Genomic DNA, 19268 nt, shown 5'->3' on the forward strand with positions numbered 1-19268 from the left:
TCTGATCCCTGGTTCAATCCGCTCTGGCAGGACCGGCTGCTGAACCGGGACCGCGGAGTCGTCACCTTAGGATACCCACCGGCTTCCCAGGAATCATCCTCAGCCACATTCAGGGCTGTCATCCCCCCATTCCGAATTCACCCGGCTGGAGGTCTCCATCAAGTGGGCGAGCAAGGCCCGCTCGGGCGAACCCGGGTAGTCGGCCAGGCATCGGCGCAGGTGCAGTTTGATCCCTGCCAGCCCGGGCGAGGCATCTTCAAGGATGGAATTGATGATGTCCAGCGCCTGCACTCCGATTGGAGTGGCCCCGGACAATGAGGGGAATTGTGCGGGGGCCGCAGTTTCCGGGTTGAGCGTCATCATCGTGTGTCCGTCATACATCAGCGCCGCCGCCAAGGTCGAACCGTTCATGGGTCTCGCCGAAGGGTACGGCCTCGCTGACCGCTACCGTGAAGGTGTCCGGTGCGTGGCGTGTTACGAGAATCCCGCAGTTCCCGCCCTTGGTGGCGTGCTGGCGCGCCAGGTCCACGGCGGAATTCAAGTAGTCGTCCAGGACGGAAGCGTCCGTCACTTTGACGACATAGGACAGTCCGTCCTCTGTTGTGCTGATCATCGAAAACTGGCTCCTGGTCTGGGTGTGGCACTGCGGCCGTGAAATGTTGTGGGGGGTGCAGGGGTGCCTGGGGCACGGCTGCACGGGCTGGGCCGGGCATCCGGCCGCCGGAAAGCTCAAAAAAGCCAAGGCCGAAAATGGGAGTGTTGTGTGGGTGCCGCCTTGATGTGTGGTCGCTACGCGGGTTCGCCGAAGTGAGGCGATGCCAGGGTCTGGGGCAACAATTCGAGCATAGCCGACCGGCAGGCCCACCAACAGGGATCAGTGCCCCCTAACCGGCGCCGTCCGGCCCAACAGGCAGGCCGGGGTTCAGGAATTCAGCGGCACGTTGTCGATCAGCCGGACCTGGCCAACCCTGGCCGCGATGATCGCCAGGGCTTCGCCACGGAACGGCGTCTCCCGGCAGTTCTCGGCCAATGGCTCCAGCGTGAGCGGGTCCACGACTTCGAAGTAGTCCAGCTCGACGAGCCCCTGGGACGCCACCAGCTCCTGGGCAGACTCCAGGTCCAGCGGTTCGTGGGCGTTGGCGCGGTCTTCGAGGAGCCGCAGCGCCCGGGACAGAACCAGTGCGGCTTCCCGTTGCCCATCGGAGAGGAAGCGGTTGCGGCTGGAGAGTGCCAGCCCGTCGGCGGACCGCACCGTTGGCACCCCCACGATCTCCACCGGGAAGTTCAGGTCGGACACCATGCGCCGTACCAGGGCCAGCTGCTGGGCATCCTTCTGGCCGAAGTACGCACGGTACGCGGGAAGCCCTCCGCCTGCTGAGGACGCAAACGCACCCGACGGCGGCAATCCTGACCCGGGAAAGCCATAGTGCAGGAGTTTGGCCACCACGGTGAGGGCGCCGTCGAAATGACCGGGTCTGGAGGCACCTTCCCATTTCTCCCCCAACGGGCCGGCGGTCACGCGGACCAATGGCTCCCCGCCGGGATACACCTCGTCCACCGACGGTGCGAACGCCAGGTCCACGCCTTCGGCCTCCAGCAGGGCAAGGTCGGCGTCCAGCGTTCGAGGATAGCGGTCCAGGTCCCCGGCTTCGCCGAACTGCAGCGGGTTAACAAAGATGGACGCCACCACTACGTCGTTCTGTTCGACGGCGGTACGCGCCAGCTGCGAGTGCCCTTCGTGGAGGGCACCCATGGTGGGTACCAGCCCCTGCGAGGCCCCAGGCTTCTTTATCAGCAGGCGGGCGCTCTCCGACCGAAGGTCGGCCGCCGTCGTCACGAGTTTGATGCCCATCGTCAGTCTTCCTTAGGTTCGAGGGCGAGGCGCAGCCCGTCCAGTTGGTCCGCCTTCAGCAGCCCGCGGCTTTCCGCACGGCGGGCCGTGGACCGGGCCATGGCCAGGTACGCCTCCAGCACATCGCCGTTGGCGCCGCCATCGAACTCCCGCAGGGCCTCGGCGTGCGCGGCCACCGTCCCGACGTCGCCCCGCGCCACCGGTCCGGTCAGCGCGGCTTCGCCTGAGGCGAGGGCGTTCTCCAGGGTGGCCCGCAGCAGTGGTCCCAGCATCCGTTCCGGCGAGTCCACGCCCACGTCCCGGAGCAGCTGGGACGCCTGCGCCACCAGTGTGACCATGTGGTTGGAGCCGTGGGCAAGGGCAGCGTGGTACAGGGTCCGGTCCCCCTCGGCGATGGCCACGGGCTCGGCACCCATCTCCACCACCAGCGCCTGGGCGATGGGCAGCATGGCCGCGTCCGCGGTGACGCCGAAGGTGCAGTCCAGCAGCCGGGTGAGGTCAAGGCTCATGCCGGTGAATGTCATGGCAGGGTGCAGGGCCAGCGGGATGGACCCTGCCGCCCGCACGGGATGCAGGACGCCGACGCCAAAGCGGCCCGACGTATGTGCCACAAGCTGCCCCGGCTGCCAGGCTCCCAGCTTGGCCAGCCCGTCCACCAGCCCGGCCAGGGCGTCATCCGGAACGGCGAGCAGCACCAGCTCCGAACGCTCCACGATGTCCTGGATCTCCAGGACCGGCACTCCGGGAAGCAGCGTTTCCGCCCGGTCGCGGCTCGCGTCGGACACTGCGGAAACCCCGACGACGGCGTGCTCGGCCGAGCGGAGCGCCGCACCGAGCACGGCTCCCACCTTGCCGGCACCGATGATTCCTACGCCGAGGCGTCCCGGCTTAGCCATGCTGCTGGCCTTCCTGTTGTTGGGGTCCAGCCGGCATTTCAGGCTCAGCCACCGTGGATGCCCCGGTTTCATGCCCTGCCACCGGGACGGGAACAACCGGGGCGGGAACAACCGGGGCGGGAGCCACCTGGGCCAGCCACTGTTCGCTGGTTTGGCGTTTGCGGGCCAGCCTCGCGCGGGCGGCCTGTTCGTCAAAAAGGGTCCTGGCTTCGTCGACGCCGGCCTGGATCAGGCGGGGCGAAACGGGACCGGCGGTGGTGTGCAGCACGAGGTCGGCCACGCCGAACCGCCTGGCCAGCGGGCCCTGGTGCAGTGCCATGGACTGTGTGCGCTGGTGCGGCAGCACCACGAGCTGCCGCCACCAGCGGCCGGAGCGGATCAGGAGTGCTGTGGAGGTGGCGGTGTATCCGTTGCGGCGCCATCCCAGTGGCGCCAGGAGCCGGGCACGACGCGGTGTGGTGACAAAGCCGCCGTCGGAATCGAGCCCGGCGAGCCCTGCGGTGAAGACCCTTCCCGGCTCCGCAGTTCCGGGGTCCGGCAGTACCAGCGACAGCATGCTCATCACGTCGGACAGCTTTCCGACGGGCAGCAGGGTGGTGCGGGACGCCGTCTCGCCGTTGCTTCCCGCAGCACCGTACCCGGCCACATTGACCTGGATCCGGTACCAGCCGAAGATCCGCCAGAGCGGAGGCTGGGCAACCCGCAGTGCCTGGATCCTCCCGGGCGGAAGCGTCTGGGCCTGGGTGTCCAGCAGCCCGTAACGCAGCCGGATTCCATCCGGGGATATCGCAGCAGTGAAGTTGTACCCCTTGTTGAAGGAGCCCCAGTAGCTCGCGGCAAGGCCCAGCGCGGCCGGAATCAGGTAGAAGTAGAACCCGCGGTTCTCCGTTACGGCGGACAAGATCGCGGACGCGATGCCGCCCAGCACCACAAAGAAGCTCTGCTCGCTGAGCAGCAGCGAACCGACCAGGCGCGACGGCGGCACGGACAGGACCGGAAATTCCGGCGCCTCGGGTGCGGCCTCCTCCGGGCGCTCCGGGTCCCGGACCACGCCGGCGGCGCGGGCGAGGATGGTGGCACGGAGCTGCCGGGCGTCGTCCATCCGGAGGTAGGCGAGGCGGACGGCTGACTCGCCGGCGTCGGCCACTTCGAACTTGAGCTCGGCCAGGCCGAAGATCCTGGCGAGCAGCGGCTGCACGATGTCGATGGCCTGGACCCGGTCCAGCCGGGCCTGGCGCTGCTGCCGGAAGATGAAGCCGGTGTTGACCCGGACGTAGCCGCCGGCCACCTGGTACCGGGTGAAATACCAGGTCAGGATGAAGCCGAGCACTGCTACCAGCAGGACCGTCCCGCCGCCGGCAAGAAGCCAGGGTATCCGCCCGGCGAAGCCGTCCTCCAGGATGGGCCTGCCCTGCAGCATGCGTTCAAAGAAGTCGCGGCCGAAGAAAAAGCCGATGGCGGCCAGCGCCACCCAGCCGCGCACAAAAGGCGACGCCGGGTGCACGCGCAGCCACTCGCCGTCGTGCGTTTCCGGTGCGGGCAGCTTTGCGGGCGCCGGCACGACGGGCGCGGACCCGGCGTCCGGTTTCCCCGGAAGGGGCGCCGTTCCCGGCTCCGGAACGGGGCCGTCAACCGTCACAGCCCAGCCAGCCTGGCTTCGCCACGGGCGGACAGCTGCTCACGCAGGCGTGCGCCTTCGGCGGCCGGCAGCCCGGGGATCAGGGCGTTGGTTCCCGGCGATGCTGTGTGCAGCTTCAGGGTGCACAACCCGAGCCCGCGCTCCACGGGTCCGACGCCGATGTCCACGTACTGCATCCGCCCGTACGGGACCACCATGGTGCGCTGGAAGAAGATGCCGCCCCGGATCAGGAGGTCATCGTCCCGCTCGGCGTAGCCTATGGCGCGTACCTGGCGCGGGATCAGGACCAGCCGCCAGACCGCCAGGACGAGCGCTGCCGCCGGCACCAGGATGGCGAGCCACAGCGGCGGCCACCGCCACCAGCCGAGGAGCACAAGCACCAGCGGCAGGCAGAGGACAAGCACCGTGATGAGGTTCCCGAGGGCCCACTGCACCAGGCGGACGGTCACGTATTTGGGCGACACCCGCTGCCAGCTGATGCCCGGTGGATCAATCGCCTCGGTATGCATATTCGCCTTCCCCTGCGGCTTCGCCGCGCGGGCTGCGGCCGCGCTGGCCCTCGCCCGGTGTTTCGGTGTCTTCCGGCGGGATCTTGCAGAAGCGCTCCACGAGCAGGCCCACCACGATCATCACGAGGCCGCCGCCGGTCTGGGCAAGCGCCAGCCAGGTAATGCCCTGGTCACTGCGCAGGCTCCAGACCCGCAGCTGGTCAAGGAAGATGCCGGCATGCCAGCCCAGCAGGACCGTGCCGGCGTAGGCGCAGGCCTGGGCCAGGACCAGTGTCCGGGCGGCGAGGATCGGGTCGAGGACCGTCTTCTTCTTGGTCCTGTCCTTGTTGGCACTGCGCCACCGCAGGATTCGGACGCCAAGGACCAGGGTGATGGCCACGATCACGCCCATGGTGGCCAGTGCCGTGGCGGGCAGGACTGGCGTGGCCATGCTGTACCGGTTGGTTACGACGGTGGCGGCCCAGCCGGCAACGGCCAGGATCAGGCCGATGAGCAGCAGGCGCAGCGGGTTGATGGGTTTCACGGCCTACTCAACCGCCCCGGCCGTGGGGACGCCATCGAAGTCGCCGAAGCCGTCGAAGGGTGCCAGGTCGTCAAAGTCCGGGGCTCGGGCAGCCAGGGCGCTGATGCGTTCACCGTTCAGCGTCGCTGCGGGTTCGATGAGGGACCACGGATACAGCACAAAAGCCCTCTCCGCAGCGCGGGGATGCGGCAGGGTCAGGACGGGGTCGTCGCTGGTGAAGTCCCCGTAGGTGATGATGTCGACGTCGAGTGTCCGCGGCCCCCAGCGCACCTCACGGACGCGGTGATGCTTGTTCTCCACGGACTGGCAGTGCTGCAGGAGCTTCGCCGGGGACAGGGTGGTTTCCACGGTCATGACCATGTTCAGGAAGTCCGGTTGGCCTGCGGGGCCGCCCACGGCCTTGGTCTGCACCACCGGGGAGACTGCCAGCAGCCGGACTTCCGGAGGATCCACCAGGTCGGCAACGGCTTCGGACAGGGTGTCGTTCCGTTCGCCCAGGTTACTGCCGAGCGCGAGCACCGCCTTGGTGTAGCCGGTGGTCATTTCCGCTCCCGGTATACGCTGACGGACACGTCACCGAAGGGAACTTCGATGGGCGCCTTGGGTTTGTGGACGGTGACCTCCACGGCATGGAGCCGGTACTCGCTGAGCAGGTCATCCGCAATCCGCACGGCCAGGGCCTCGATCAGGTTAAGCGGCTCGCCGGTGATCCAGCCGGTGATGCGCTCCGCCACCTCGCCGTAGTGCGCAGTGTCCCGGACGTCGTCCGAGGCGGCAGCCGGGGAAAAATCGAGGTGCAGCACTGCATCCACCACAAAGGGCTGGCCGTCGCGGCGTTCGAAATCGAACACGCCATGATGGCCGACGGCTGTGACACCGCTCAGCGTAATCCTGTCCATGGGTCCCCCGGCCCTAGTGTGCGGTGCGGGCAGCAGCCAACCGTGAGGCTACCTTGACGGCGTCAAGGCTGGGGCCGACGTCGTGCACGCGGACCGCCCAGGCCCCGCGGAACGCGCTGATGGCGGTGATGGCCGCGGTGGCGGCGTCCCGCTCTTCGGGCGCGGCGGACTTCCCGGCCACCGTGAGCAGCGTGCCCAGGAAGCGCTTGCGGGAGGCCCCCACCAGGACCTTGTGGCCCAGGCTTTCCAGCTGGTCCAGGTGCTGCAGGAGCTCCCAGTTCTGGGCGTCGTTCTTGGCGAAACCCAGGCCCGGGTCCACGATGATCTGGTCCTGGCTGACCCCGGCTGCGTAGAGCTTGTCCCGCACCCCTGCGAGTTCGGCCACGACTTCGCCTGCAACGTCCTTGTACTCAGCCAGCGAATTCATGGTGCGGGCGTCACCGCGGCGGTGCGTAAGGATGTAGGGAACCTTGGAAGCGGCCACGAGCTCTGCCATTTCCGGCTCCATGGTGAGGCCGGAGATGTCGTTGATGATGGCTGCTCCGGCTTCCACGGCAGCAGCTGCGGTGGAGGCATGCGTGGTGTCGATGCTGACCAGCGCGCCCGCCTTGACCAGGGCTTCGATCACCGGGATGACCCGCCGCTGTTCCTCGTCCGGGTTGACGTCCTCGGCGCCGGGGCGGGTCGATTCGCCGCCGACGTCGATGATGTCCGCCCCTGCGTAGAACATGCGGAGGCCGGCCGCGATGGCGGTGTCCGGCGTCGGGTGCTTGCCGCCGTCGCTGAAGGAGTCCGGCGTGACATTCAGGATGCCCATGACCAGGGTGCGGTCGGCGGGCAGGTCGGCGAACTTCGCGGCCGGACGCGGTTTGCGCAGGATGGGCAGCGGGGATGTTGCGGGCCCGGTTCCCGGGGCTGCAGCTAGTGAGTCCATGGTCTGATAATTACCTTCCGAGGATGAGGCTCATGGCTTCGGCGCGGGTGGCCGGGTCATGGAGCTGCCCGCGTACCGCACTGGTGACGGTCTTCGCACCGGGCTTGCGGATACCGCGCATGGACATGCACATGTGTTCGCATTCAACCACGACGATTGCGCCGCGGGGTTTGAGGTGGCTGACCATCGCTTCGACGATCTGGGTGGTGAGCCGCTCCTGCACTTGGGGGCGGCGGGCGTAGATGTCCACCAGCCGTGCCAGCTTGCTCAGTCCGGTCACTTTGCCGTCGTGCGAGGGAATGTAGCCCACATGCGCCACCCCGTGGAACGGCACCAGGTGGTGCTCGCAGGTGGAATAGAACGGGATGTCCTTGACCAGGACCAGTTCTTCGTGGTCCAGGTCAAACGTGGTGGACAGGATTTCCGCGGGATCGTGGTGCAGCCCGGCGAACACTTCGGCATAGGCCTTGGCCACCCGTTTCGGGGTGTCCTGCAGCCCGCCGCGGTCCGGGTCCTCGCCGATGGCCAGCAGGATTTCGCGGACGGCAGCTTCGATCCGCGGCCGGTCCACTTTCTCGTGCTTCTTGTGGTGGTGGCCGTCCACCGCCGGGTGTCCGGCGGAGGAGTGGGTGTCGTCGTCGAAGTGGTTCACAGAAGAAAGCTTAGCCGTGGACGCCGTCAGGCCCCGAGTCGGGGACGCCGCCCTGGAAGGCTGCGTCCTCGGGAACGCCCTGCGGGTGTGGGGGTAGCGCGTCCAGCGGCTCCTCGAGGCGGGCCTCTTTGGCTTCCTCCTGGGCCTCGCGTTCGGCCTTTTCCAGGCGCGACTCCACAGGTCCGGACTTCTGGACCGGCCGGGTCTCCTTGGAGAGCCACACTTCGCGGAAGTCACGCTTGCGGATATTCGTGAAGATGTCCGCGATCTCGGCCTGGTTGAGGGTTTCGCGTTCCAGGAGCTCGAGCGCCAGCTGGTCCAGGACATCACGGTTCTCGGTGAGGATCGCGTAAGCCTCGTCATGCGCCTGGTCGATCAGGCGGCGCACTTCCTCGTCCACCACGTAGGCGATCTGGTCGGAGTAGTTGCGCTCGTGCCCGGCGTCGCGGCCCAGGAACGGCTCGCCGCCCCCCTGCCCCAGGCGCACAGCACCCACCCGTTCGCTCATGCCGTATTCGGTGACCATCTTGCGGGCCGTGCCGGTGGCCTTCTCGATGTCATTCGAAGCGCCCGTGGACGGATCATGGAAGACGATTTCTTCGGCAACACGTCCACCCATGGCGTAGGCCATCTGGTCCAGCAGCTCGTTGCGCGTGACCGAATATTTGTCGTTATCCGGCACCACCATGGTGTAACCCAGGGCGCGGCCACGGGGCAGGATGGTGATCTTGGTGACGGGGGCCGAATTGCGGAGGGCAGCGGCCACCAGGGCGTGTCCGCCTTCGTGGTACGCGGTGATTTTGCGCTCGTGCTCCTTCATGACGCGGCTGCGCTTCTGCGGACCCGCCATGACGCGGTCGATGGCCTCGTCCAGGGCGCGGTCATCGATGAGGTTCGCGTTGGAGCGGGCGGTCAGCAGGGCGGCTTCGTTCAGCACGTTGGCGAGGTCGGCGCCGGTGTAGCCGGGGGTCTTCTTGGCGACTGCCTTGAGGTCGACACCCTGGGCCATGGGCTTGCCCTTGGCGTGGACCTGCAGGATCTGGTCGCGGCCGATCATGTCCGGCGCTTCCACGCCGATCTGGCGGTCGAAACGGCCCGGACGCAGCAGTGCCGGGTCCAGGACGTCCGGACGGTTGGTTGCGGCAATGAGGATCACGTTGGTTTTGACGTCGAAGCCGTCCATTTCAACCAGGAGCTGGTTGAGGGTCTGCTCGCGTTCGTCGTTGCCGCCGCCGATGCCGGCGCCGCGGTGGCGGCCGACGGCGTCGATTTCGTCAACGAAGATGATGGCTGGCGAGTTGGCCTTGGCCTGCTCGAACAGGTCACGGACCCGGGAGGCGCCGACGCCGACGAACATTTCCACGAAGTCGGAGCCGGAGATGGAGAAGAAGGGGACGCCTGCTTCGCCTGCGACGGCGCGGGCCAGGAGGGTCTTGCCGGTTCCGGGAGGGCCGTAGAGCAGCACACCCTTGGGGATCTTGGCGCCCACTGCCTGGAATTTGGCGGGTTCCTGCAGGAACTCCTTGATTTCCTGCAGTTCCTCCACGGCTTCATCGGCACCGGCGACGTCCACGAAGGTCACCTGCGGCATGTCCTTGCTGACCATCTTGGCCTTGGACTTGCCGAACTGCATGATCTTGGATCCGCCGCCCTGCATGCGCGTCATCAGGAACCAGAACAGCGCACCGAGGAGGATCACGGGGATCAGGAGCGAGAGCAGGCCGGAGAACCAGTTGCTCTCGATTGGCTGGTCCGTGTAGCCGCTGGCGGGCCTGGCGTCCGTGACGGCCTTGACCACGTCCACTGCGCGGGCGTCCACGAAGAAGAACTGGACGCTCTTGCCCTTGTCCTGCCCGTCGAGCTGCAGGTTTTCCTTGAGCACCAGGTCCACGCGGTTTTCGCCGTCAAAGATCTTCGCCTGCTCAACCTGGTTGTCAGCCAGCAGCTCAAGGCCCTTGTCCGTGTCGATCCGGGCGGCACCGCCGGGAGCCAGGGTTGCAAAGGCGACAAGGAGCATGCCAATCACAACAACGATCCAGATGCCCGGGCCCTTGAAGAAACTCTTAGCTTTCATCTGTTCGGGGATCCGCCCCGTCCCTCCTGGTAGTGCTGCACGGCGAGTGGTCTGCGCGCGTGTGGTGCTGCGTCAGCTTCTAGCTATACACCGTTCGGAGTAAATCACGCACGGTATGGCACAAAAGTTCCCTGTGGGCGTAGCTGCCTGAGGACGTCAGGACGCGGACGCCGCAGGTCAGCCGGCCGGGTAAACAGCCAGTTTCCGACGGGTGGCCGCGCCGCCCCCTGCGAATGCCCGGAACCGGAATCACAGTGGTGGCGCCGCCACGGAGTCGCGGACCACCACCGGGCAGTCCAGGACGGTGGGGCGCAACGCCATCAGGCCGAGGTCCGCTTTGCCCTCGATGGCGTCGATCAGGTTTTGGGTTGCCCACGCGCCCATTTCGTAGTGCGGCAGGGCCACCGTGGTCAGGCCCGGGTGCAGGTTGGCCGCGATGAGTTCCTGGTCGTCGAAGCCCACCACGGACAGGTCCCCTGGAATGGACAATCCGAGTTCCGCCGCGGCCCTGTATGCGCCCATGGCCATCCGGTCGTTGTAGCAGAACAGCCCGGTGGGCCGGCCCGGGCGGGCCAGGATCCGGCGGGCCGCCTCATAGCCTCCCTGCACTTCGGAGGGCTCCGACTCGACAGGTGCCGCGCCGCCGTCGAGCCCTGCCTCCGTCAGCGTGGCCCGGAAGCCGCGGAGCCGGTCCCGGGTGGCCGGGACGTCGTCGGTGTTGTTGAGGAAGCCGATCCGGGTATGGCCGGCGGCCAGGAGGCATCCGACGGCGGCACGGGCACCGCCTTCCTCGTCCGGCACCACGGCGGTGACGCTGCCACCGGTGCTCACGGCGTCCACAAGCACCGCCGGCACGCCGCCAAGGTTGGAGGGCACCTGAATGTGCCGGTGGTACATGGTGGCATAGAGAATGCCGTCCACGCGGCGCTCAAGGAGGGCCTCGACGTCGGCCTCCCGGGATTCGGGGCTCGCGTTCCCGGACGTGTTGATGATCATCAGGTTGTAGCCGCGGGCGCGGGCGGCCTCGTCCGCGCCCAGGATTATCCTGCCCGCATGGGGTGTGGTGGCGATATCCTCGCTGACCAGGCCAAGCATTCCGGTGCGCTGTGTGCGCAGCGCCTGGGCAAGGCGGTTGGGCCCGTAGCCGAGCTGCTCGGCCACGGACTTTACCTTGTCCCTGGTTTCCGGGCTGATCCGTGCGTACGACACATCATTCAGGACATGGGAGACCGTGGTCACAGACACTCCGGCTGCGAAGGCTACGTCCTTGATGCCTACGTTCTTGTTGCTCAACGGTCTCCCACGTCCTCTGGTTATGTGGTCCTGTGCTTCAGGCTTGGGCAGCGCCTTAAATGCAGCGAGATGGCATTTCGCGGCAATGTCCAGTCCTGGGACTGCCGCGAAATGCCATCTCGTGGGGAGAGCGGTTACTCGTAGACGTGCGGCGCCAGGGTGCCCACGAAGTCAAGGTTGCGGTACTTCTCGGCGTAGTCCAGGCCGTAGCCCACGACGAACTCGTTGGGGATGTCATAGCCCACGTACTTAACGTCGATCTCCACCTTGGCGGCGGTGGGCTTGCGGAAGGCGGTGCAGACTTCCACGGAGGCGGTGCCGCGGGACTCCAGGTTGGTCTTCAGCCAGGAGAGGGTAAGGCCGGAATCGATGATGTCCTCGACGATCAGGACGTCCTTGCCCATGAGGTCTGTGTCCAGGTCCTTCAGGATGCGGACAACCCCCGAGGACTGGGTGCCGGAGCCGTACGAGGAAACAGCCATCCAGTCCATGGAGATGTGGCTGTGGAGTGCCCGTGCGAGGTCTGCCATGACCATCACCGCACCCTTGAGCACACCAACAATGAGGATTTCACGGCCTTCGTAGTCCTTGTCGATCTCGGCAGCGAGTTCGGAGATCCGCTGCTGGATCTGTTCCTTGGTGTAGAGAACGTGCTTGAGGTCTGCCTGGACGTCGTTTGAATCCACCAATGGCTCCTGTGTAGATGCGGGGTGCGACTATTTTTGGGGCGGTTTTTGAGGCCGGAATACTAGCTTCCCACAGCGGGCGCCTTCCCGGGGAACGGGACTGCCGCCGCCGGGCAGGCCAGCGTCCGCGTCCGGCCGGTTTGCCACCCCCAGCTGGGCCAGCGACAGCCGGTACACACTCACGCCGCCGGGAAGCTCAACCGGCCCGGCCGATCCCTGCCGCCGCAACAGCGCTTCCGCCGCCAAAAGGCGCTGGTAGCTGGGCTGCTGGCCCCCGACGTCGGCCGCGGCCTTGGCGATGACCCGGAACCTGATGGCCGGCGCCAGTTCCCCCAGCGCCACCTCCGGAAGGCTCACTTCAGGGCCGGAGCGCTCCGCCAGGGCGGCAAAAGTGCTTTCCGCCACGTCCTCGAGGTAATCGGCATCCAACTGGAGGATGGACGCGGTCCTTGCCAGGGATTCTGCGACGCCGGGCCCGAGCTTCTCTTCGAGCAGCGGCAGCACTTCCACCCGCGTCCTGGAACGGGCAAACGACGGGTCGGCGTTGCTTGGGTCATGCCAGGGCTCAAGTTCCTCGACGTCACAGATCTCCAGCGTGTCTGCACGGCGGAGTCCCAGGAACGGCCGCAGCAGGATTCCGCGGGCGGGCCTCATCCCGGCCAGGGACCTGGTTCCCGAGCCGCGGGCCAGCCCGAGCAGCACCTGTTCGGCCTGGTCGTCCAGCGTGTGCCCCAGCAGGATCGCATCGGCCGCCTGTTCAGCCGCGGCGGCCTCAAGGGCAGCGTGGCGCGCGTCGCGGGCGGCAGCTTCGGGTCCCATGCCGGTGGGTGCAACCACCACCGTCCGGACCTCCACCGGTGCGAGGCCCAGCTCCCCCAGGGTGTGTGCGGTCCGGGCGGCCACTTCGGCTGAGCCGGCCTGCAGCTGGTGGTCCACCACTACCGCTCCCGCCGTCACGGGATGCCCGTCCACATGACCGCGGCGGGCAAAATAGGCTGCGACGGCGGCGAGGGCCAGGGAGTCGGGCCCGCCGCTGCAGGCCACCACCACGTGCGCCGGATAGCCGGCGTCGGCCAGGGCGTTCCGGAGTGCTTTGCGCGCCGTGCCAACGATGGGCGCCAGCCTGCCGGGCCGCCGTCGTCCGCTGTGGAAACCGGAACCGGTGTCAGGAGCCGCGGCAGAATCAGGGTGGGACGGTTTGGGCAATTAGAGGCCCATCCGGTCAAGCCAGATCCTGGCGTCATGGATTTCGGGTTCGGTGGGCAGGTTGTCGGCGGACTCCCAGACCCTGTTGAAACCCTCCATCCCGGCAACATCCACTACGGCGCGGACGAACTTGGCGCCGTCGGAGTACTGTCGCATCTTGGCGTCCAGGCCCAGCAGGTTGCGGATGAATTTTTCGATCACGCCGCGGTCCTTGCCACGGTCGTTGAAGCGCTGCCGGATGGTCTTCACGGAGGGCACAATGCTGGCGTCGACGGCGTCCATCACCACGTTCGCATGGCCTTCCAGCAGGCTCATCACGGCCGTGAGGTGGGACAGGGACGCCTTCTCTTCCGGGTTCTGCAGCAGGTCCAGGATGGCGCCGCGGCCGGGCGTGCTGCCAGCGGCGCTTCTGTCCTTGAGGGAACGCGCAGCGGCGGAGGCACGCTCCAGGAGGGAGTCAACGTTTCCGAGCAGGTGCCCGCTGAGGTTATCGATCTCGGACAACATATGGTGGCGCAGCCAGGGCGCGGCGGCGAACTGCACGCGGTGGGTCTGTTCGTGCAGGCAGACCCACAGCCGGAAGTCCTCCGGCGTGACGTTAAGTTCGCGCTCAACCGCCACGATGTTGGGGGCCACCAGCAGCAGCCTGCCGCCGGCCGGCGCCTTGGAGCCTTCGGCCAGGGCAGCGAAGGGATCATACTGTCCCAGGACCTTGCTGGAGAGGAAGGCCAGGACGGCGCCCAGCTGGCTGCCGGTGATGGCACCGCTGACGCTCGCCGCGGCGGGGCTGACCGTTCCGCGCCGGCTTTCCAGCATTTTCTCCATGGCCGGCTTGAGCATCACGGCGAAACTTTGGGTGTTGGCCTTGGCCCAGGATGCCCGGTCCACCACCAGGACCGACGAGTCCCGCAGGTCCCGCGCTGCCTCCAGGCCGGTGATGTGGTGAACGTGGTGCACGGAGGCGTCTGCGAGCCGCCGCAGGCTGTCCACGGCCTCGCCGATCTCAGCTGAAGACAATATTGGCCCCGCCGGTGCCAGCCGCGCGGCGGTGGAAGCGGCGAGGTCCCAGTTGATCAGGGCCTGGGCGGGGCTGGACGACGCCGGTGCTGACGAATCACGTGCAGTGGACTCCATAGTTCCCATCAGAACACAGCGGGCCGCGGATAGCCCTTAAGTTCGCTGACCGGCGAACAGGGCCCCCGGCCCGCACGGACGGTTCTGGCCAGCACGGACGGCGCTGCCCAGGACCGCTTGTGCGGGGCCGGAGCGCTTGTGCGGGGCAGGACCGCTTGTGCGGGGCAGGACCGCTTGTGCGGGGCAGGACCGGCGGCAGCTTTGCCTGCGACCGGGCCCATTCTTCCTAGCGGCAGCCGCAGGCCGCGAGCGCCGTGGCAGCCCGGTCCAGGGCCTCCTTGTTTCCGCCGGCCCCGGGAGTGAGGCCGTTGCCGATAAATGAGAACACCAGCAGCCGGCCGTCGGCGTCCACCACGTAGCCGCTGAGCGCGATCACCGAATTCAGCGTTCCGGTTTTGGCGCGCACCAGCCCGGCACCGCGTGCGGTGGAGCTGTCGCCGTAGCGGGTGTCGAGAGTTCCGGTCACGCCGGCCACCGGGAATCCGGCCAGCGCGGCCCGCAGCCTGAGGTCCGTTCCTGAGGTAATGGCACGCACCACTTCGGCGAACTGGCGGGCCGATACCTGGTTGTCCAGCGCCAGCCCTGACACGTCCGCGAGGTGCATGGTGTCGGTGGGAATCCCCAGTTCAGCGAGCTGGGCCCGGACCGTGGCGGTGGCGCCCTCGTTGCTGGCCGGCTGCCCCTGTGCCGCGGCCGCCATCCGGCCCAGGACCTCCGCGAGGTAGTTGTCCGAGGTCTGCAGCATCAGGTCAACCTGCTCCCCCACGGTGGCGGACTGGACTTCGGCCAGGACGGCCGGGGCGGCGGTCCCAGTATCAGGTTCCGTTCCGGTGGCGGTGTAGCGCCCGACGCCGGTTGCCACTGTCAGTCCCGCTGCGGCGCCCCTCGCCTTGAGCTGGGCGGCGAACGCCTCCGCAGCCGTGACGGCGGAATCCTGAGGGCGCGGGCCGGTGGTGATGGCGGGATCGAACCGTGCCGAGTTCAGCGCCAGCGGAAACAGCGGGGCCACCTCGCCGGCCTGCACGTCGCCCTCCGCCCACGCTGGATTCAACGGCGGTCCGCTGAACAGGGAATCGTCCACCAGGACCTTCAACTCGCCGGTTGCGCCGTCCTCCTTCAGGGCAGCCACCGTGGAAGCGGCGAGGGTGGCGAGACCGGCGTGGCCCATCACCTCGTCCGGTAATGACTCCCCTGTTCCAAGGAGGACGTCGCCGCCGCCGGTCAGCACCACCTGGTCCGGGGAGCTACCTGCGACCACCTTGGTGGTGAACCGCTCGTCCGGCCCAAGGGCCCGCAAGGCCGCAACCGCGGTCAGCAGCTTCATGTTGGACGCGGGAATCCGGTTCTCGGAACCGGAACGGTCAAACAGGACCTGGCCGGTGAGGGCATCCTGGACCAGCCCCGTAAAGGTGCCGCCGCCGTCGGGCTTCAACACCGGTTCGAGCTGTTCCGCGACGGCCGAGGGCAGCGGTACGGGGGCACTGTCCGTAAGCGGCGACAGGCCTTGCCGGGCGGACAGCGACGCGGGAGCCTGCTGCCAGGCGGGTACGGCCGGCGCCGCCACGGTGGGCGGGCCAACGAAAGCCGGGGCGAGCAGCCAGGCGGCGGGGAGCGCCAGAATGAGGATCAAAGCCAGCAGCAGCGCCGTGGGCCAAACCTGCAGTCCGCGGTGGAACGTGCGCCGGACGGCGTCCTGTAACGCCGCCCTGAACCCTGCGGGGCCCGATGTTTCCTTCATGTTGGTGCTGGTCCTCAAGTCCTGAAATTACCCCGCAAGTTCCTGAAACCTGGGCCTCTCGCTATATCCTCAATAGTAGTCGGCGGCACCGACGCTCCTTTTTGCTGGGCGTCTACTGTGCCGCGCACCCCCTGCAATTGCCGAGGAGCATTCCATGAAGCATGACGTGACCATCGAGATCCCCAAGGGATCACGCGTCAAGTACGAAGTTGACCACGAGACCGGCCGCGTCCGCCTGGACCGCGTCCTCTTCACCTCCATGCAGTACCCCACGCACTACGGGTTCTTCGAAAACACCCTGGGCGAAGACGGCGACCCGCTGGACGCACTGGTGCTCCTGCAGGACTTCGACCTGCTCCCCGGCGTGATCGTCGAATCCCGCCCCATCGGCGTCTTCAACATGACCGACGACGGCGGGGGCGACGCCAAGGTCCTGTGCGTCCCGGTTGACGCCCGCTTCGACCACATCCAGGAAGTGAGCGATGTCAGCGAATTCCTGATCAAGGAAATTGAGCACTTCTTCACCCGTTACAAGGACCTGGAGCCGGGCAAGTGGGTCAAGGCCGAGGGCTGGGGCGACCGCGCCGCCGCCGAAGCCGAGCTGGAAGCCTCCATCAAGCGTTACGTTCCGGCCGCTCACTAATAGCCAGCCCGACGGCGGGTGGCGCGCTTCTTCAGGAACCGCGCCACCCGCCGTCGACGTTTAACCAGCCTCCCCCTGGCGCGAACGTACACTTATGGCCCTCCCCCTCGCGCGAACGTACACTTATGGCCCCTGAATCCTAAGATTTTGGGGCCACAACTGTACGTTCGCGCGTTGTCAGCGGCGCATCAGGAAACTGTGGAATCGTTGCCGTGTGAATTCCGAGCCTTCATTTAATCCCCCGTGCGGTCCGGTCAGAGGATGGCGGGACGGGGACGTGGTGCGTGCCACGGGAATCCCCTACGCCACCGCCCGCCGCTTTCAACCCCCGGTGAGCGCCCCGGAATGGACCACGGCCTTCGCCGCAACATCGCCCGCGCCGGCCTGCCCGCAGGGCCCGGTGCCCTTCCTCGACGACATCCTGGGCACGCGGTACGGCGAACTTCCGGGCAGCGAAGACTGCCAGAACCTCTCCATCACTATGCCGGCTGACATCGGTGCCGGCGAACAGCTGCCAGTCATGGTTTGGATCCATGGCGGCTCCTACACCACGGGTTCGGGCGACCTCGCCATCTTCGATCCCGCTGTGCTGGTGGCCGAGAACCGGGTAGTAGTGGTTTCGGTGACGTACCGGCTTGGACTGTTCGGCTTCCTGGCGACGCACACCGGCCGGCCCGGCAATTTGGGCCTGCTGGACCAGCTGGAGGCACTCCGCTGGGTGCAGCGGAACATCGCTGCCTTCGGCGGGGATCCCGGCCGGGTCACCGCGTTCGGCCAGTCCGCTGGCGGAGACGCGATTGCCCACCTGATGGCGTCTCCGGAAGCGCCTTCCCTTTTCCAGCGCGCCATTATCCAAAGCGCACCCCTGGGCATCTCCCGCGGGCGCGCCAAAATGAACCACGCCATGGGCATTGCGGCAGGAGCCGTCACCGAGGACACACCTGCCATGGACGTTGTGGCCGTTGAGGACCGCGTGTCGCAGGTAGCCCGGAAGTATGGGCTGATGGCCGGCATGCCGTTCGGCACTCAGTACGGGCACGCTCCGCTTCCGCCGGAAGCCGAAATTGAAGCCGCCTGGAACGCGACGGCCCCGGAGATCGAGGTGCTGATCGGGCATACGGCCGACGAAGCACGGCTTTTCCTTCCCCGCAGTCCGCTGGTCAGCCGGCTGGGCTCAGTCCGCGGCATCGGCGGCGCCGCAGTCATAGCCATTAATTGGGCTGTGACGGAGGCGGTGTACGGGCGGGCGGCGCGGAAGTTTGCCCGGCGCCATGCGCGCGCCGGCGGCAAGGCCCACAGGTACGTACTCACCTGGGGCGCTCCGGGGAATTACTATCGCGCCGCCCACACCGTTGACCTGCCGCTGCTATTTGGAAATCAGCGGATCTGGGCAGCTGCCGGCCTCCTCGCGGGTGCAACCTGGGATGAGACCAACTCCGTGGGCCGCGAGCTGCGCAGCCTGTGGGCCGCGTTCGCCCGCGGGGATCGCCTCGACGACACAGGGGGCATTCCTGGCGCCCTCCACTACAAGGCGCTCTAAGCCCTCGGAGTTTTTGTCCACTTACGGCGACTTTGCCTGCGGGAAGTCGCCGTAAGTGGACAAAAACTCCTGGGTAGGGGCCTCAGGTGCCGGCCACAGTGCTGCGGATGGCCTCCACCAGAAGGTCCTGGCGCTGGAAGTAGGCGTTGTGGCCCGCGTTCTCCACGACGAGCAGGCGGCTGCCGGGAACCGTGGCAGCGACATGTTCGGCGCCGCGGCAGATACGCGGTCTCTCGGCGTCCCCGATGAACACCAGCAGGGGGCTGGTGATTGACGCCAGGCCGTTCTGGAATGCGTCAACGTCCTCGGCGGCGGCGCTGAGGAACTCGCCCTGGCTTGCCTCCAGGCTGCGCGGGTGGCGCGCTGCTTCGATTGCGGCGGCTGTGGACCGCACCCGGATGTAGCGTGCGTAGTCCAGAGGGTTGGCAGCGATCCACTCCTCCGTGAAGGAGTTCCCCACCCCCAGCCAGATCCGCTCGTCCGCGTCGAGCGAGCTGAACACCTCAAACTTCTCCGGCTGGCCGGGTTGCCCGGGCGGCGGCATCACCAGCGGCCAGCCCATGCCACAAATCACGAGCGCCGCTGCATCGTCGGGGTGACGGACGGCCCAGCGCAGGGCAGTCATGCCGCCCATGGACTGTCCTACGATGATCGGGGTCTCCAAGGCGAGGGAACCGATGAAGTGTTCCAGCTCTGCCGCCCGGTCAACCAGCGGCCCTTCCCGCGGGGAGTTCGAGGACCAGCCGTGGTCGTAGGTGTCGTACGCCAGCACCCGGAAGTCCCGCTCCAGCTCCGCGCTGATCGGTTCCCAACACGCCGCCGCGGAGGCGTGGCCGTGCAGCAGGACCACCGGTTGGCCGGAGCCTGAGTCGGTGTAGTGGATGTCATTGCCGAGCACATCAAGCCATGGCATGCGACCGTTCCCTCCGGGCATCGGACCGTCGTTCGGCCCTCCCGCAGCCTAGCGTTACAGAACTCTCTCCGGGTGTCACGTGGCATGGCTAGCCGAGTTTTTGTCCAGATAATGGGCCTTAAGGCGGTCCAAGGTCC

At 67.3% G+C, this 19268-nt stretch carries 20 protein-coding genes; 2 read left to right on the forward strand and 18 right to left on the reverse strand.

What is annotated here, in order from left to right; genetic code table 11:
- Positions 1-99: 99 nt before the first annotated feature.
- The 17 genes from AU175_RS09320 to dacB form a co-directional block, all read right to left on the reverse strand.
- Complete coding sequence (locus AU175_RS09320) at positions 100-396, reverse strand: hypothetical protein (protein WP_156642245.1); 297 nt, start codon at positions 394-396, stop codon at positions 100-102.
- Positions 374-613 carry a hypothetical protein gene (locus AU175_RS09325; protein ID WP_066287815.1) on the reverse strand — a complete coding sequence of 80 codons (240 nt, stop codon included), beginning with the start codon at positions 611-613 and terminating at the stop codon, positions 374-376. Before AU175_RS09325 ends, AU175_RS09320 begins: the two co-directional genes overlap by 23 nt.
- A gap of 309 nt (positions 614-922) precedes the next feature.
- The gene (locus tag AU175_RS09330) at positions 923-1852 is read right to left on the reverse strand and encodes a 4-phosphopantoate--beta-alanine ligase (protein ID WP_066287818.1); all 930 of its coding nucleotides are present in this window, start codon (positions 1850-1852) and stop codon (positions 923-925) included.
- 2 nt (positions 1853-1854) lie between these two features.
- A complete protein-coding gene (locus AU175_RS09335; RefSeq protein ID WP_066287820.1) occupies positions 1855-2748 on the reverse strand; it encodes a Rossmann-like and DUF2520 domain-containing protein in 894 nt (297 codons plus the stop codon).
- On the reverse strand, positions 2741-4387 hold the full coding sequence (locus tag AU175_RS09340) for a PH domain-containing protein (protein WP_066287822.1): 1647 nt from the start codon (positions 4385-4387) through the stop codon (positions 2741-2743). The genes AU175_RS09335 and AU175_RS09340 overlap by 8 nt, the downstream gene beginning before the upstream one ends.
- Positions 4384-4896, reverse strand: coding sequence for a PH domain-containing protein (locus tag AU175_RS09345; RefSeq protein WP_066287825.1), 513 nt, complete (start codon positions 4894-4896; stop codon positions 4384-4386). Before AU175_RS09345 ends, AU175_RS09340 begins: the two co-directional genes overlap by 4 nt.
- Positions 4877-5419, reverse strand: a complete 543-nt coding sequence (locus AU175_RS09350; protein ID WP_066287828.1) for a DUF3180 domain-containing protein — start codon at positions 5417-5419, stop codon at positions 4877-4879. The genes AU175_RS09345 and AU175_RS09350 overlap by 20 nt, the downstream gene beginning before the upstream one ends.
- Positions 5420-5422: 3 nt before the next feature.
- Positions 5423-5962 (reverse strand): 2-amino-4-hydroxy-6-hydroxymethyldihydropteridine diphosphokinase, encoded by a 540-nt coding sequence (folK, locus tag AU175_RS09355; RefSeq protein ID WP_066287832.1) that lies wholly within the window; start codon positions 5960-5962, stop codon positions 5423-5425.
- Entirely contained in the window at positions 5959-6318 is a 360-nt protein-coding gene (folB, locus tag AU175_RS09360; RefSeq protein ID WP_066287834.1) for a dihydroneopterin aldolase, read from the reverse strand. The genes folK and folB overlap by 4 nt, the downstream gene beginning before the upstream one ends.
- A 13-nt stretch (positions 6319-6331) precedes the next feature.
- Positions 6332-7252, reverse strand: coding sequence for a dihydropteroate synthase (gene folP, locus AU175_RS09365; RefSeq protein WP_066287836.1), 921 nt, complete (start codon positions 7250-7252; stop codon positions 6332-6334).
- Between the two features lie 10 nt (positions 7253-7262).
- Complete coding sequence (gene folE / locus AU175_RS09370) at positions 7263-7904, reverse strand: GTP cyclohydrolase I FolE (protein WP_066287841.1); 642 nt, start codon at positions 7902-7904, stop codon at positions 7263-7265.
- Between the two features lie 10 nt (positions 7905-7914).
- Positions 7915-9978 (reverse strand): ATP-dependent zinc metalloprotease FtsH, encoded by a 2064-nt coding sequence (ftsH, locus tag AU175_RS09375; protein WP_066287844.1) that lies wholly within the window; start codon positions 9976-9978, stop codon positions 7915-7917.
- A gap of 249 nt (positions 9979-10227) precedes the next feature.
- The gene (locus AU175_RS09380) at positions 10228-11271 is read right to left on the reverse strand and encodes a LacI family DNA-binding transcriptional regulator (protein ID WP_066287846.1); all 1044 of its coding nucleotides are present in this window, start codon (positions 11269-11271) and stop codon (positions 10228-10230) included.
- A gap of 134 nt (positions 11272-11405) precedes the next feature.
- Complete coding sequence (gene hpt / locus AU175_RS09385) at positions 11406-11957, reverse strand: hypoxanthine phosphoribosyltransferase (protein ID WP_066287849.1); 552 nt, start codon at positions 11955-11957, stop codon at positions 11406-11408.
- A gap of 30 nt (positions 11958-11987) precedes the next feature.
- A complete protein-coding gene (gene tilS / locus AU175_RS09390; protein WP_066290863.1) occupies positions 11988-13070 on the reverse strand; it encodes a tRNA lysidine(34) synthetase TilS in 1083 nt (360 codons plus the stop codon).
- A gap of 93 nt (positions 13071-13163) precedes the next feature.
- On the reverse strand, positions 13164-14297 hold the full coding sequence (locus AU175_RS09395) for a zinc-dependent metalloprotease (protein ID WP_066287851.1): 1134 nt from the start codon (positions 14295-14297) through the stop codon (positions 13164-13166).
- Positions 14298-14523: 226 nt separating this feature from the next.
- Positions 14524-16035: a D-alanyl-D-alanine carboxypeptidase/D-alanyl-D-alanine endopeptidase gene (dacB, locus tag AU175_RS09400; protein ID WP_066290866.1), complete on the reverse strand. Its 1512-nt coding sequence runs from the start codon at positions 16033-16035 to the stop codon at positions 14524-14526.
- Positions 16036-16189: 154 nt separating this feature from the next.
- Between dacB and AU175_RS09405 the strand changes: the two genes are divergently transcribed.
- Both AU175_RS09405 and AU175_RS09410 read left to right on the forward strand, forming a co-directional pair.
- Complete coding sequence (locus tag AU175_RS09405; RefSeq protein ID WP_066287853.1) at positions 16190-16678, forward strand: inorganic diphosphatase; 489 nt, start codon at positions 16190-16192, stop codon at positions 16676-16678.
- 214 nt (positions 16679-16892) lie between these two features.
- Entirely contained in the window at positions 16893-18218 is a 1326-nt protein-coding gene (locus AU175_RS09410) for a carboxylesterase family protein (RefSeq protein WP_066287859.1), read from the forward strand.
- Positions 18219-18300: 82 nt separating this feature from the next.
- Here AU175_RS09410 and AU175_RS09415 read toward each other — a convergent pair whose 3' ends face one another.
- Positions 18301-19131 (reverse strand): alpha/beta fold hydrolase, encoded by an 831-nt coding sequence (locus AU175_RS09415; RefSeq protein WP_066287862.1) that lies wholly within the window; start codon positions 19129-19131, stop codon positions 18301-18303.
- Between the last annotated feature and the right edge of the window lie 137 nt (positions 19132-19268).

The organism is Arthrobacter sp. B6 (genome assembly GCF_001663775.1).
Taxonomy (GTDB): domain Bacteria; phylum Actinomycetota; class Actinomycetes; order Actinomycetales; family Micrococcaceae; genus Arthrobacter.

What these genes read in the sequence shown, in the direction of transcription:
- AU175_RS09325 (WP_066287815.1), bottom strand. Translation starts at nt 613, where the DNA reads ATGATCAGCACAACAGAGGACGGACTGTCCTATGTCGTCAAAGTGACG.
- AU175_RS09330 (WP_066287818.1), bottom strand. Translation starts at nt 1,852, where the DNA reads ATGGGCATCAAACTCGTGACGACGGCGGCCGACCTTCGGTCGGAGAGC.
- AU175_RS09335 (WP_066287820.1), bottom strand. Translation starts at nt 2,748, where the DNA reads ATGGCTAAGCCGGGACGCCTCGGCGTAGGAATCATCGGTGCCGGCAAG.
- AU175_RS09345 (WP_066287825.1), bottom strand. Translation starts at nt 4,896, where the DNA reads ATGCATACCGAGGCGATTGATCCACCGGGCATCAGCTGGCAGCGGGTG.
- folK (WP_066287832.1), bottom strand. Translation starts at nt 5,962, where the DNA reads ATGACCACCGGCTACACCAAGGCGGTGCTCGCGCTCGGCAGTAACCTG.
- folB (WP_066287834.1), bottom strand. Translation starts at nt 6,318, where the DNA reads ATGGACAGGATTACGCTGAGCGGTGTCACAGCCGTCGGCCATCATGGC.
- folP (WP_066287836.1), bottom strand. Translation starts at nt 7,252, where the DNA reads ATGGACTCACTAGCTGCAGCCCCGGGAACCGGGCCCGCAACATCCCCG.
- ftsH (WP_066287844.1), bottom strand. Translation starts at nt 9,978, where the DNA reads ATGAAAGCTAAGAGTTTCTTCAAGGGCCCGGGCATCTGGATCGTTGTT.
- AU175_RS09395 (WP_066287851.1), bottom strand. Translation starts at nt 14,297, where the DNA reads ATGGAGTCCACTGCACGTGATTCGTCAGCACCGGCGTCGTCCAGCCCC.
- dacB (WP_066290866.1), bottom strand. Translation starts at nt 16,035, where the DNA reads ATGAAGGAAACATCGGGCCCCGCAGGGTTCAGGGCGGCGTTACAGGAC.
- AU175_RS09405 (WP_066287853.1), top strand. Translation starts at nt 16,190, where the DNA reads ATGAAGCATGACGTGACCATCGAGATCCCCAAGGGATCACGCGTCAAG.
- AU175_RS09415 (WP_066287862.1), bottom strand. Translation starts at nt 19,131, where the DNA reads ATGCCATGGCTTGATGTGCTCGGCAATGACATCCACTACACCGACTCA.